Origin of the sequence: Vibrio superstes (genome assembly GCF_003569005.1) — a bacterium.
Classification (GTDB): Bacteria; Pseudomonadota; Gammaproteobacteria; order Enterobacterales; family Vibrionaceae; genus Vibrio; species Vibrio superstes.
Genome location: NZ_BCUR01000004.1, coordinates 848,637 through 862,737, shown reverse-complemented (window position 1 = coordinate 862,737; position 14,101 = coordinate 848,637). Strand labels below are relative to the sequence as shown.

At 43.2% G+C, this 14,101-nt stretch carries 11 protein-coding genes; 7 read left to right on the top strand and 4 right to left on the bottom strand.

Features of this window, described 5'->3' with window-relative positions:
* The first annotated feature begins 298 nt into the window (after positions 1-298).
* Entirely contained in the window at positions 299-2,635 is a 2,337-nt protein-coding gene (locus D5I41_RS11955; RefSeq protein ID WP_119009969.1) for an autotransporter outer membrane beta-barrel domain-containing protein, read from the top strand.
* Between the two features lie 85 nt (positions 2,636-2,720).
* On the opposite strand, the gene D5I41_RS11950 is transcribed toward D5I41_RS11955, so the two are convergent.
* Complete coding sequence (locus D5I41_RS11950; RefSeq protein ID WP_119009968.1) at positions 2,721-3,278, bottom strand: DUF1349 domain-containing protein; 558 nt, start codon at positions 3,276-3,278, stop codon at positions 2,721-2,723.
* Between the two features lie 11 nt (positions 3,279-3,289).
* Positions 3,290-4,318 (bottom strand): B12-binding domain-containing radical SAM protein, encoded by a 1,029-nt coding sequence (locus D5I41_RS11945; RefSeq protein ID WP_119009967.1) that lies wholly within the window; start codon positions 4,316-4,318, stop codon positions 3,290-3,292.
* A 105-nt stretch (positions 4,319-4,423) separates the two neighbouring features.
* Here D5I41_RS11945 and D5I41_RS11940 point away from each other — a divergent pair, with 105 nt between their 5' ends.
* The 3 genes from D5I41_RS11940 to D5I41_RS11930 all read left to right on the top strand — a co-directional run bounded on the left by D5I41_RS11940 (position 4,424) and on the right by D5I41_RS11930 (position 7,181).
* A complete protein-coding gene (locus D5I41_RS11940; protein WP_119009966.1) occupies positions 4,424-5,362 on the top strand; it encodes a LysR family transcriptional regulator in 939 nt (312 codons plus the stop codon).
* A 256-nt stretch (positions 5,363-5,618) separates the two neighbouring features.
* On the top strand, positions 5,619-6,500 hold the full coding sequence (locus D5I41_RS11935) for an NAD(P)-dependent oxidoreductase (RefSeq protein WP_119009965.1): 882 nt from the start codon (positions 5,619-5,621) through the stop codon (positions 6,498-6,500).
* Between the two features lie 201 nt (positions 6,501-6,701).
* Positions 6,702-7,181 (top strand): CAP domain-containing protein, encoded by a 480-nt coding sequence (locus D5I41_RS11930; RefSeq protein WP_119009964.1) that lies wholly within the window; start codon positions 6,702-6,704, stop codon positions 7,179-7,181.
* A gap of 55 nt (positions 7,182-7,236) precedes the next feature.
* On the opposite strand, the gene D5I41_RS11925 is transcribed toward D5I41_RS11930, so the two are convergent.
* Positions 7,237-7,674 (bottom strand): DUF3859 domain-containing protein, encoded by a 438-nt coding sequence (locus D5I41_RS11925; protein WP_119009963.1) that lies wholly within the window; start codon positions 7,672-7,674, stop codon positions 7,237-7,239.
* Between the two features lie 596 nt (positions 7,675-8,270).
* On the opposite strand from D5I41_RS11925, the gene D5I41_RS11920 reads away from it, so the two are divergent.
* Genes D5I41_RS11920 through D5I41_RS11910 form a run of 3 tightly spaced genes read left to right on the top strand, consistent with a single transcriptional unit; the run spans position 8,271 to position 12,991 of the window.
* On the top strand, positions 8,271-9,689 hold the full coding sequence (locus D5I41_RS11920) for an aminotransferase class V-fold PLP-dependent enzyme (RefSeq protein WP_119009962.1): 1,419 nt from the start codon (positions 8,271-8,273) through the stop codon (positions 9,687-9,689).
* A 51-nt stretch (positions 9,690-9,740) separates the two neighbouring features.
* A complete protein-coding gene (locus D5I41_RS11915) occupies positions 9,741-10,682 on the top strand; it encodes a transporter substrate-binding domain-containing protein (RefSeq protein ID WP_371860104.1) in 942 nt (313 codons plus the stop codon).
* 38 nt (positions 10,683-10,720) lie between these two features.
* Positions 10,721-12,991 carry a putative bifunctional diguanylate cyclase/phosphodiesterase gene (locus D5I41_RS11910; protein ID WP_119009960.1) on the top strand — a complete coding sequence of 757 codons (2,271 nt, stop codon included), beginning with the start codon at positions 10,721-10,723 and terminating at the stop codon, positions 12,989-12,991.
* Here the strand turns inward: D5I41_RS11910 and D5I41_RS11905 are convergent.
* Positions 12,988-14,097, bottom strand: coding sequence for a DUF1501 domain-containing protein (locus tag D5I41_RS11905; protein WP_119009959.1), 1,110 nt, complete (start codon positions 14,095-14,097; stop codon positions 12,988-12,990). The two genes, D5I41_RS11910 and D5I41_RS11905, sit on opposite strands and share 4 nt — an antisense overlap.
* Positions 14,098-14,101 lie beyond the last annotated feature (4 nt).

Genomic DNA, 14,101 nt, shown 5'->3' with positions numbered 1-14,101 from the left:
GCTCAACAGCAAGTTTTTTTAGTGTTTAGAGCTCATACCAACCCAACCTGAAGCAGGCCTGAACAGAGTTTAGTCAGTCTTTCCCCGCGAAATCGTCAGATTATCAAAATGATAATTGCACACAAACAATTATAAAGTGACATTTGAGATATATATCAAGAGCAGTGCAACGATTAAACTCTCGCCTGATTACCAAGTCGTGAGCTTGAATCAAAGGTAAACAGACACATCATAGACATAATCATTAATACTAATTTAGTTAAATGGATTTTAATTAATTACCAACTAAGAGAAATCCATGTTCAATAAAAACGTTATTACCATCTCTATTGCTGCTATTTTATCTTCCCCTTCTTTTGCTGAAACTCACACAGATAACACTGCGTTGGTCCCTACAAAAAGTACAACTCAAACCACCCCTACAGGCAATGAAGGAACTATTGCATCTGGTGATGGTAATCAAGCGACTAATAATGGCTATATCAATATAACTGGAGTGCTCAATTCAGGAATGTCAGCAACCGATGGGGGAGTTGTAACCAATAAGGGGACAATCAATGTTTCTAATGAGGATTACCAGCGCCTAAGCATGGTTCAAGTAATCGGGAATAGTGACGTCATACAAGCCTTCATTGAGACTAGCAACCTAGGCGGTACCAGAGAGACTGAGGACATATTGGTCACTAAAGAATCAAAAAAGAATGTCGCAATGTCTGCCATTGGTACCGGCAGTACTGCCATTAATAGCGGCGATATCCATGTTAATGCTGAAAAATCTGCTGGTCTTTCTTCTAGCATTAATGGCCACGTCGAAAATGCACAAAATGCTGAAATTTATGTTTCAGGCAAGAAGTCTAGCGCTATGCAAGTGGGCGGATACTATGATCCTAGTGTAAAAGTAATAGAGACTAGCGCTAGTATCATAAAAGCAAAAAACCCACTGATGAATACGGTCAATAGCAATATTGATGTAGCCCAAGAATCAGTCGACGGAAATAAAATAAATAATACTATCGACCGCCTTCAAACCCAAATACCAGATACTATCAGTGCACAAGTCATCAGCCATAAGATTGATGACTTTCAACAAGAACACATTGATGGTTCGCAAGTAAACAACGCCCTAGATTCCATTCAGTTTGAGTCTTTAACAGACGAAAATGCGGATACTGCTTTAAGCGCGTTTCAAACTGCACTAATCAATACCTCTGCAAGCATGGGAAGCAACTCCACCGCAATAAATAATGGGGATATCTACGTATCAGGACGCCAATCAGCAGCATTTAATATTGCCAATGGTACCGCAACGAACAACGGAAATGTCTACGTGGATGGAAGAGATGCCTCTGCTGTAAACTTTACTAATGCGGATACAAATAGCTCATTTAATAATCACGGGCATATTATTGTTGGCGAAAAAAGTCATGTTGCCACCCTGAATGGAGAAGCACTTCAATTTGAAGATAGCCAAGCTAATGTTGGAAATGGAACAATATCAGCTAGCAATGACGATACCTTAACCTACATCTCGAACTCGGAGGTACAAAAGGAGGGGGAAGTAGATTCAGTCTCGTTTACCAACACAGGTACCGTTACCAAAGTATTGAGCGATAACGATTATGGTATATCTTCTGTAACGAACGTAGGGAGTGCAGACAAGGTTATCTTAACCGATGATGAAGGCAATGTTATTGTCATCAGCGAACAAGATGCTGTTGCTTTGACAAATGGCACCTCACTAAACAATGTTGATTCTCAAGAACTCAATATTGCTCGTACAGAGCTTCAAAATAATGCTTACATGCTTGATATGATTAGCGGCAGAATCAGTTCCCGCTCAACAGCAATCCTTGATAGCTCTGAAACTGGAGCTTGGATAACTCTAAACTACCGTAAGGGTGGACAAGGCGGCAGTGACGTACAACATACTGATTTCTCTACATCCGGTGTCACTATTGGTGTTGATGGCAACCTAAACTCTTCAAATAAGATTGGAGCGGCATTCACTTACGCATACAACGATACGGATTATTCCAGCAATGAAGTGGCTGATTCAACATCAAACAATTATGCACTCAGCCTCTATACGCAACACCATTTAGCAAGTTCTGCCTTTGTTGAAGGCAACATCACGTATGCCTACTCAGCTTATGAGATTGAGACAGTATCAGGAGAAATCGACGGGAATAGTTTTAACGCTCGCGTTGCTATAGGCAAACAATATACCTTCAATACCGCAGGCGATATCGTTGTTAAAGGTCTATATAACTATTCAGATAGCACAATGGATAGCTATACAACCAACAGCATAATTCAGCATGATATGAATGACCTGATTAAATCAGAAATCGGCGCCGAGTTTAATTATCAGAAAACATTTACGCTAAGCAATCAAGCAGTGCTCATACCATCAGTTAACATGGCATATAAGTATAATCTGGCTGAGAATAACAATTTTTATACCAATAACTTTGGTGATGATATCTATGCCGAAGATAGCCAAAACACCCTGATTTCCAATCTAGGTATTACCTATAAATCAGGGGACTTGACCACCAACCTGTCTTGGAAGCACCTCAACAACGGTGAATACAGCGATGACTCTGCCTATGTGACCTTAGGTTATGCTTATTAAGCACGCAATGAATACCGTCGAAGCCATAGATGAGGGTTCTGTTTCTTGTGACACGAAAAGAACCGTATGTCTTGAACTAAAGGCTCTATGACATTGGTTCTATCTGTAGATCCGTAAACTGGGCCATATTGGGGGTTATTTTTGAGCCACTGAAGGTATAAAGCATGAGTGCGCTTTCCTTACCTTCTAGTAACTCGGTACTCCCTATATTCTGCCACTCAATACCATTGTCCGCCGATAACATAGCGATGACCCTACCTTGTTTTTTCTCCAACCTAAGCATGACATCTGAGTCAGGGTAATCCATCAACGCATTGACCATTGGGTTACCCTTATGTTCGGTTACGAAAACCAGCGACAAACGCCCATTGAACATCTCTTTACTGATCTTGATATAATTATCATTGTCCCAATAAAGGCCTATGCCTGCTTGCTCAAAAGCTCTGTTTGGAGCCAGTTTGACGCCAACTTGCACGGTATAATCTGAGCTTGGGGTCGATTTATACAAAAATAGATTGTTGGCGGCCACACCACCAGCACCCCACATATTACCCTCACTCACTTGTACCTTTAAGGTGTTCCCCTCAAGTTGCCATGGACTCTGCTGTGGATTAGGGTATTGCCATTGTTGTAAATCAATCATTATTACACTCACTAAATCATTCGTTGACGAAGATGGTAGAACACGTCTTCAATGGTATCTTGGTTGCTAGCTGATATCTTATTCAATTGTTGTTGAACCGTATCGAAATAGAGTTGATTACTCATGTCTTGAAGCTTGCTGTAGTAGTGTATCCTGCGCCCAAGAATAAAATTATCCTGCGCGCTTTGAGTCATGGTTAAGAACTCATCAATGGTAGCAAGTAGCGATGACTTTGCCTCAGGAAAACGGCCACTGAGCTCCATTAAAAGGTTAATAGAGTGAAAGTTTCCATATTGGCTATCGATACCATCCAGCAGGCTGATCAATCGCTTTTGCTCATCCACCATTTCTTTTTCAGTTAATGGTGTAAACTTCCCTTGTTGCACCATCTCATCAAGTTCAGTGCCGGCTTTTACGGCCAAGGTTAGGATACGAATCTCATCTGGATTGATCAGGTTCAGTAATCTTGCGGTTTCGATGGCATGAACCTCAGAGAGTTCTTTGCCGCCTAACCCCATAATGACGAATGTCATCATCTTCATGCCCGCTTGTTTGGCATACTCCGCTGACTTTAGAATCGACATTGGCGTTATGCCCTTTTTCATCTTCTTCAATACATCAATCGAGCCTGACTCCATGCCGCAGTACAGCATATTTAACCCAGCATCGCAGATGGCTTTCATCTCTTGGGGTGTTTTCTTAGTCATGGTTTGCGCACGGCCATAAGAGCTGATCTGTTTCAACTCAGGAAAGGCCTGCTTCAAGGTATTAAGCACCTCTAATAAATCCTCTGTTGGCATTGCAAAGGAATCACCATCTTGCAAAAAACAGGTGGTAAATTTACGTTCCTTATAAAACGCCTTAGCAGCCCAAATATCACACTTAATATCGTCAACCGAACGAATCGAGAACTCCATCCCCTCAAATAAAGTACAAAAACGGCACTTGTTCCAAGGACATCCTTGAGTGGTACGGATCAGTAAGCTATCTGCCTCTGACGGGGGACGAATAGGCCCCTGTTGAAAATGAAGTTGTTGCATGACGAGCACCAAATGATGAATTAACCGATGGGTGCATGTTACGACTTGCCAGTTCAATGAAAAACACTATATTGATTGATACATTGTCAAAAATTGGTTGAATATATGCTAGTAAATGATCTTAAGATCATACTTAAAGTCGCTGAATTTCGAAGCATCACGGCAGCGGCAAACAGCCTGGATATGCAGGTAGCTACGGCAAGTGCCGCCATCAAGCGAGTCGAGAAGGCCCTGGGTATAGAGCTATTTATTCGAACCACTCGCCAGCTTAGGCTCTCTCCCGCAGGGGAACGCTATCTCCCTCAGTGCGAACAAGCACTACAGCTACTTGAGGTGGCTAAGTTAAATGTTCAAGAAGACCTTGATGTACTAGGGGGAGAGATCCGTATCGCTCTGTCTTCAGACCTTGGCAGAAATGTGATTACTCCTTGGATAGACCGTTTTTTGCAAGAGCACCCAGAGGTCACCTTACGCAGTAACATCAGTGACAGTAATATTGATTTCTATCGAGACTCTGTCGACATGGCGCTTCGCTATGGCTCTCCGACGGATGCCAGTATGTATGGCTTTAAGATATGCAATGTCCCTCGCCTACTCTGTGCCTCACCAAATTATATCGATACACATGGCGCTCCCACTCATCCTGATGAACTCACAAATCACAACGGTTTGTTCTATCAACTGGGTGATATTGTGCAAAATGAATGGCGCTTTAATAAAGAGGAACACTCTTTCAAGGTCAAACTAAAGGGCAACCGAGCCTCTAACGATGGTGACCTTGTTAGACGCTGGTGTGTCTCAGGGCATGGGTTCGCAATTAAATCCTGCCTAGATATGGCAGACGACTTACTGTCTGGCCGCACTGTCAATGTGCTAACCGATTATCAACCGACACCCACCGAGCTGTGGCTGGTGTGCCCAAGCCGTCAGTCCATCACTCCTACAGTACGCTTGCTTCGTGACTACTTTAGAAAACAGACCCGTCTATTACTAGAACAGCTCATTGAGAAAAAGATCCTGCCTTCAAATGTGCTCAACCAATAAGCTGGTGTTTTAATATGACCTAATCTTTAGAAGTTGTTCGATAGAAAAAATAGACTCACCGACACATGTGATCAGGCGCTCATTTTTGATTGTAATGTGCATGTTTCAGACACAGTTTGTTACCTTGTTTATGGTCAATGTTCAAAAAATTTGAGTTTGGTCTACATTTCTTGTGATTCTACGATTGATTAAATCTTGATGGGCGTATATCCTCTCTCCCGATATAATCATACAATAGTATATTTAGGAGTTAGACATGACTAAACCAGTAATTGGTTTCATCGGCCTTGGCCTTATGGGCGGCAACATGGTTGAAAATCTACAAAACCGTGGCTACGAAGTTAACGTAATGGATCTAAACACAGATGCAGTTGCAGCAGTTCTAGCTCGTGGCAACGCTTCTCAAGCAACTTCTGGTAAAGAACTTGCTGAAAAATCTGACATCGTAATGCTTTGCCTAACAACTTCAGAAGTTGTTGAGAAAGTAGTTTACGGCGAAACAGGTATCCTAGCGGGTATGTCTGAAGGCAAAACTCTAATCGACTTCGGTACTTCTATCCCAGCTTCTACTAAGAAGATTGGTGCTGATCTAGCTGCTAAAGGCGCTGGCATGATCGATGCTCCTCTAGGTCGTACTCCTGCACACGCTAAAGATGGTCTTCTGAACATCATGGCTGCTGGCGACATCGAAACTTTCAACAAAGTTAAACCAGTTCTTGACGAGCAAGGCGAAAACGTATTCCACCTAGGTGCTCTAGGTGCAGGTCACGTTACTAAGCTTGTAAACAACTTCATGGGTATGACTACTGTTGCTACTATGTCTCAAGCGTTCGCAGTTGCTAAACTAGCAGGCGTTGACGGTCAGCAACTATTTGACATCATGTCAGCTGGTCCTTCTAACTCTCCGTTCATGCAGTTCTGTAAGTTCTACGCTGTAGACGGCGAAGAAAAACTAGGCTTCTCTGTTGCTAACGCAAACAAAGACCTTGGCTACTTCCTTGCACTTTGTGAAGAGCTAGGTACTGAGTCACTAATCGCTCAAGGTACTTCTACAAGCCTACAAGCTGCTGTTGATGCAGGCATGGGTAACAACGACGTACCAGTAATCTTCGACTACTTCACTAACCTTAAGAAGTAATTGAAAATTTAGCTTAACGCTATTTTTAAAGCCTCGTCTCTTACGAGGCTTTTTTTATGCCTGCTGATAACATTCTTTGTGTCTTTTACTACTTGGTTCTATATTGAACTGGTCATGACGTTGCCAAGCGCAGTCACATTTTTGCCGTTGATTTTTGTGATTGGCATTCGCCCCTGTTCTCGTATTCACATGGAATAACGTATGCTTCCCTATCGATACACTCTTTCATGCTTATTGTTTTCGACAAGCATTCTGGCGGGTAATCTAGATAACGACAAAATGTTGAAATCCGTCAACACACTTCGCGCGCAACCTCAGGTATGTGGTTCTGCCAAAATGCCTGCTGTCGGCCCACTAACATGGAATAAGACCTTACAGGCTGTCGCAGAAGAACATTCAAAGGATATGGCTGAGGGCGATTTTCTTTCTCATACAGGCTCAAATGACAGCTCACCAGATGAACGCATTACCAAGCAGGGATACATTTGGTCGGCATGGGCAGAAAATGTGGCAGCAGGGCAACACGGAGTTGATGCCGTGCTAGAGGCTTGGATGAGAAGCGAAGGGCATTGTAAAAATATGATGGATCCTATGGTGACTCAGATGGGAGCCGGCTTCGTTGAAAAAAGCGACACTGAGTATGAGATTTACTGGACACAAACCTTCGCTAAACCAAGATAAGAAAACCTAGAATTAACCAACACTTACCAGAATATAATGACCCTGATAAGAACCATTAAAACCCGCGCTGCTTCCAGAACTGCGCCTCATCGCGCCCTACGACACGAAATGTCTTTTCAGCAATAATCTTGCCTTGCATTTCAAGCACCATACGCCATTCACCTAGATTGCTCTCTAAGCCATCAACGGGGTGCAGCAGCTGGATCGTATCCCCGAGATAGAAATTCCAATCATTACTGCGTACATAGATTTCTCCATCAAAAGGCGCTAATACCTTACCCTTCTTATTGATGATACCAGGATGATAGATGCAGTAATTGAGCAGGGTCCCCTTGGCTTTTTTGATATTAACAATAAAACCAAACTCCACCCCCTCCTCGGCCGTCACCGTATTGGTAAACTGAGTAATCTTCGGAAGGTCCTTTGAATCCGCATCCCAGTGAGAGTAGATGCCGTATGAGGTTGTTTCTATGATAGGGCTACGCTTTGCCAAGGTACTATTGCTCTTTGCTTAAAAGGCCAATTATACACATGTACACCGACTCTATCTGAAAAGAGATGATTCTAAATATCACCTGCGGTAGTCAGTATTCTCAATAATGTATTTATCCAGACTTCTGGACATGCACCCTCTTAGCACATTCGTGCTCGCTAAAAGCGATCGTATATTATACATGAAACCAGTTACTGTTTCTTAACCAACTGGATTTAAATTACTATTTTGAAGCTTGATACAACTAAGATCACACTTCCTAATAACCTTACACCCCAAGCATATCAATTGTTTCTCTTTGTAAATATAATCCACACAAATAGAACTAGATAGTTCAGGGCGACAGAAAGGGTTGATTCACAAAACATTCATTATCAATAACTTATAGTTATTTCATTATTCTTTAATACTCATAAAACTATTACGTTAAATACAGTAATGTTACGGAATCTTACGGATTTTATTTAAGCGGTTAAACAACCTTAGCTCTTGCCATCTAGATTTAAGCTGTTCTAAGAATGTTCAATCTGAATATCTCTATTTAAATTGAATATTGGTTACGAAGTTCACCCAACTCAACCAAAGGAAATTGAAAAATGAGTGAAACCACATCGAAGTTTAATCGCAGGGACTTTCTAAAAGGCGGCGCAGGTGTTGCTGTTGCTGGCTTAGGCTCGACCCTTTTCTCAACCAACGCACTAGCAAAAAAACCTAGTTTCTCAGGCAACAATGGCTCTTCTGATAAAAACTTTTGGAAACAGGTTAAAAAAGAATTCATCCTAGACAAAAAAAGTGTCTATATGAACGTTGGTACCACGGGCTCAATGCCAGAGAGCGTGTTACAAACGTTCACTGAAAACAACGAAATCGTCGCTAAATATCCGTGGGACATGCAAGAAAAATTCGGTGGTTGGCCATACGTCAGTGAAATGGTTGCAGATATTGCTCCAGGATTTGGGGCAGACGAGAACGAGATTGTTCTTAGCCGCAATACTACAGATGGCATGATTTCAGTCATCAGTGGTTTAGACTTCCAAGAAGGTGATATTGTTATCACTACTCACCATGAGCATATTGGTGGAACATCACCTCTATTTGTTGCTACCGAACGTTGCGGTGCCAAGGTTGTAGAGATTGAAATCCCAGTATATACAGGTGAGAAAGAGCTAACTAAGCAAGACTATGTCGATGTGTTTGCTGACGCAATTGCTAAGCATAATGTGAATGGTAATGTTCGTTTAATCATGTTCTCTCACATTCCCTATAAGACAGGTACTCTGCTTCCCGCTAAAGAGATTTGTGCATTAGCACGTGACAATGGCATTCCTACGCTAGTGGATGCAGCTCATACTATCGGCATGATGAACATCGACTTGCACGATATGGATTGCGACTTTTATGCAGGTTCTGGTCATAAATGGCAGTGTGGTCCTGGTGCAACTGGTATCCTATACATCCGCCAGGAGGCCGAGCGCTTATTACGTTTCTGGCCATCAGATCGTCGTCCTTTCTATCTAGTGAACTCGTCATTAGGTGAAGACCGTTACTCCCTATACGGTATCACTATGCGTATGCAATATGTAGGTAATGACCATTATCCCGCGAAACAAGCTCTAACCGATTCGTGTAAACTTTGGGATGAAATTGGCCGCGACAAAATTGAAGAGCGAGTACTGGATCTCAGTGCCTTATGCAAAGCAGAGCTCGCCAAGCAACTATCAGATGGTAGATTTTACTGCCCGCCGAATCGCGAGCTATCTAGTGGTTTAACCGCGTTTGACCCATTCGATGGTGAAGCAGGTAATGAAGAGTCTCATGGCGCTCGCCTAACTGAGTTCCGTGATCGCCTTCGCGAAGACTACGGATACATTATCCGTACAACAAACTTCCCGTTGCATCTAGGTGATACTACTGATACTTATGCATTACGTATCTCTACTCACCTATTCCACGATGAGGATGACGTAAAGGGATTAGTTGATGCGATGGCACACCTAGCCAAGCGTATGTCCTAATAAAAGTAGGGCTCGCTTAGCCTTGGCGAGCCCTAATCATATTAATCAAGGATGACTATGATGATAAAAAAACGCACATTTCTCGGTTTGGTTGGTAGCCTTTGTTTAACCATGCTTGTAGGTGCCAAGCCAAGTTATGCGTACGACCTAAAAGAAGTTAAACAAGCCGGCGTGATTCGACATATCGGGATCCCCTATGCCAATTTTGTCAGCTACATCAATAGAGATGGTCTTTATTCTGCGCGTGGACTGGACATTGAACTCATTCAAGGCTTCGCAGAGTACATCGGCGTGGATTACGAGTTTGTTCCGAGCTCCTGGAATACTGCATTTGGTCAATTGACTGGCAAGCAAGCCATCTTTAAGAACAACAGCATTCAATATGGCGACTCCGTTCCCATTACTGGCGATGTTATTTCAAATGGCGCCACCATCCTCCCATGGCGAGAAGAGCTAGTAGATTTTTCCGATGACTATTTCCCATCGGCTGTTTGGCTCATCTCTCGTTCAGATTCGAAGCTAAAGCCCATCACTCCAAGTGGCTCAGTAGATAACGATATTCTACAGGTAAAAAAATTGCTCAACGGGCAAGACGTACTGGCTATGGAACAAACCTGCCTAGACCCTAATCTATACAATCTTTATGACACAGGCGCTAACGTTATTCTCCCTGAAGAAGAACGTAAATTGAATGAAATGGTGCCAGCAATTCTAAATGAAGATGCTGATAACACCTTGCTTGACGTCCCTGATACGCTAATAGCATTAGAGAAGTGGCCTGGAGAGATCAAGGTTATTGGGCCTGTATCTGAAGAGCAGTTCATGGCTGCTGGCTTTCGTAAAAACTCACCAAATCTACGCAAGGCGTTTAATGATTATTTGAGAGAAATCAGGCGCGACGGCACATATAATCAGCTGGTCGAAAAATACTACCCGTCGGTGTTTTATTTTTACAGTGATTACTTCGAGTCTTACGAGAAAAACAATATATGAAAATGAGGCTTAGAATTAATAGCCGAAATGCAATTTTAATGGGTGGGTTCCTTTTAGGAGCCTACTTGTTACTTATGATTACCGTGACTAATGCTGGGCAAAATCGCCTTAAAGAGTCACAACTTAATGAGTTAAACCTTAAGGTCAAGAGCTACTCTGAATCTCTAGATTACTTCTTTGATGCCACTAGCGAAGATGTAAAAGGGGTAGCCAAGCACAAGACCACCTATACGTTTTTTGCCAACCTTGCCTCTGGTATGTCCATGGAATATGGCCTAGGGTCGAGCTTACTACAGCTTCGTCGCAATCTCGTTCGCCTAACCAAACCCGATACCACACTCAGCACCAGCGCTCTCTTTGACCGAATGTTACTGGTTGGCTTCAAGTCCAATGTCATCGCAGACTCTCACCCAAGACTCCCCTTTGATATCAGTCGCGTCCCTTTTGACGAAATGCGTGCCGTCGATCACAAGATAGATGTGTTTGGCAAAAATGACCAAATGATGATTCGAGTACTAGAAAACGTCTACTTCAATGGTGAATTAGTTGGAGTGGTCGTTGGTGATATCAATTTAGATGTCATTATTCGTCTGTTAACCGCACAAGAATACGAAAACAGTAACAGTAAGTTAGATCTCGCGACGCAACAAGGCATGTTACCTATTTGGAATACCTTTGACGCAGAAGGAAATCCTATTGATTTCAAACAAGGTAATACCTTGTATTTTGACCAAAAAGTCGGAAAAACCCCATTCAGGCTGCATGCTTGGTTTGAACCGGTATCTGAAAGCCAGATCATTACCTCAACTTGGTTTACTGTCGGCCTCTCCTTTTTGGCAGCTCCCGTAATATTGGGCCTTTATTACTCGCTACGCATCAATAATACCAATCTAGTACTGACCACTAAGATTGAAGAAACACACAACCAACAGGCTGCTTTGACTCGACAAAACGAACGTCTGAAGACAGAGATCGACCGGCGTAAAATGTATGAGCAAGAGTTGGCCTATCAAGCTACCCACGACACCCTGACCCGACTTTCCAATCGTAAGTCTGGAGACGAGAAGCTTAGGCACGCCCTACTCCAAGCAAGACGCGAGGAAATGAATGTTTTGGTGATGTTCATTGACCTAGATAACTTTAAGCAGATCAATGACACATTAGGTCACCTAGCCGGCGACCAAATTCTAATGCAAACCGCTAAACGCTTAAAAGATTCTGTGCGTAAGACTGACGTTGTCGCTCGTATTGGCGGGGATGAATTCTTGCTGGTTATCCCTAACTTGAATTCAGAGAAACAAGCCCAGTTATTAGCATCAAAATTACTAGCAACCTTTGAAGACCCATTCCAACTTGAAGCGAGTGAGTTTTTTGTCTCCACCAGTATTGGTATGTCTATCTACCCTCAAGATGGTGAGAATGCTGAAGAACTGATGGCGCATGCTGATACCGCTATGTATAGGGTCAAGAAAGAAGGACGAAATGGCTTCAGTTTTTATGACTCAAGCATGAATACCGATGTTCAGAGAAACCTCGATATCGACGCTAGGTTACGCCAAGCCATCAATCAAGATGAACTAGAAATGTACTATCAACCCATCATTGATCTCAGCACAGAACAAATCGTAGGTGCTGAAGCCCTAATGCGCTGGGATGATGAGAAACTTGGATTTGTCTCTCCTGAAGAATTTATTCCGATTGCCGAGAAAAATGGCCTTATTCATAAGCTTGGCGAGATAGCTCTGCACACCGCTTGTCATCAGGCTCAGCAATGGCAAAGCATTCAGCCGCTATCTATTGCCGTCAACTTTTCGGCGGCACAGTTTAGACAAAAAGACACCTTAATGGAGAATATCCTAACAGCGTTGAGTAACTCAGGATTAGAGCCAAGCTTACTTGATATTGAGATCACTGAAAGCCTTCTATTCAATCACACCCTTGAAACGGTGCGCTTGCTTGAGGAAATTAAACAACTGGGCGTTTATCTCTCCATTGATGACTTTGGTACCGGCTACTCTGCGCTCAGTTATTTGCAGAAATTTCCGTTTAGCAAGCTCAAGATAGACCGCTCATTCTTACAAGAGATAGAGACGACGCCATCTTCGCAAGAATTAGTCAATGCCATCATAGCCATGGCTAAAGCACTTGGTCTTAAGGTAGTGGCTGAGGGTGTTGAGACACAGTGGGATAAAGATTACCTACAAAGACATTCTTGTGAGTTCGCACAAGGGTTTTACTACAGTCGCCCTCTTACCAAAGAAGCGTTTGAGGCTCTGCTACTAGATAGAGCAAAAAACCATACCAGTTAAGCCCCTCGCACTGCATGATTGAGTGTGTTGACGTTCGTATCCCAATGATAGGCTAGGTGCTGAGAAATCCAATCAAAGGTGTTAGAGGTCGGTTTTAGGTCTCTCCCTTGGTAAAGTTGATTCTCTTTCAGCCCTGGCCATTCACCCAGCACTTGTCCTCCTTGGGGGAGTCTTCCTCCAGCAAATAGCAATACACTTGCTGTTCCATGGTCAGTACCTTGAGTGCCATTTTGCTTAACCGTGCGACCAAACTCTGTAGCGATAATCACTAGCGTATCATCCCACTCCTCGCCCAGTTCCTCTTTCAATGCAGCGAGCCCTTTATCTAGCTGAGCAAACTGCCGCTTCAATCGAGGTTCTTGATTATTATGTGTATCCCATCCGCCCAACTCCAGCATTCCACAATCTGCACCCTCGCTGCCTTTTAATAAACGACCACAGCTTTGAGCGAGATAAACAAACTGGCCGCTTTGCTTACCCATACCTTCCATTGTAGCGGTCATTTTTAGCTCAACTCCCTGCTTAAATGCTGTTTGCAAGGCAGGATCAGTATCATACAAAGAGAGAATGGAGCGATAGGTATCTTCACTACTGTCTTTGAGACGAGAGGGATACCAAGAGGTCACTTTTTCTGTGCCTTGAAGGCTCAATGGTGTTGATTGTGAAACCGCTATGGCCGAGCGGTGCTGCATTTCAAGAGCTCGAGCAAGCCAGCCAGACTCTTTATTTTCCCCTCCCCACTCAAGGTAATCTTGCCCATCGAAATGAGAGCGTGAACCGTACCCTGTGCCAACGGCAACCACCGTTGTTAGCTGTTTATTTTTATACCATTGATGCAGACTGGGTAATGCAGAATGCAGTAAATACCCCTGATCTAACTTAAGTGTAGAGCCCTTAGCCGCCTTAGAAAGGCTAGGCCTGTGAGTGGCTAGCATAGGGTCAAAACTTGGAATGACGGTATGCATTCCATCTAAGGCACCACGTAACACAACCCAGACAACCTTAGGGGAACGCGCTGATTTTTTTGCCAAAGCCCAAGGGGAATGAAACAGCAACAAGCTGGCAGCCGTTCCCTTTAAAAATGTTCTTCTTGACGATGATTCCATAACC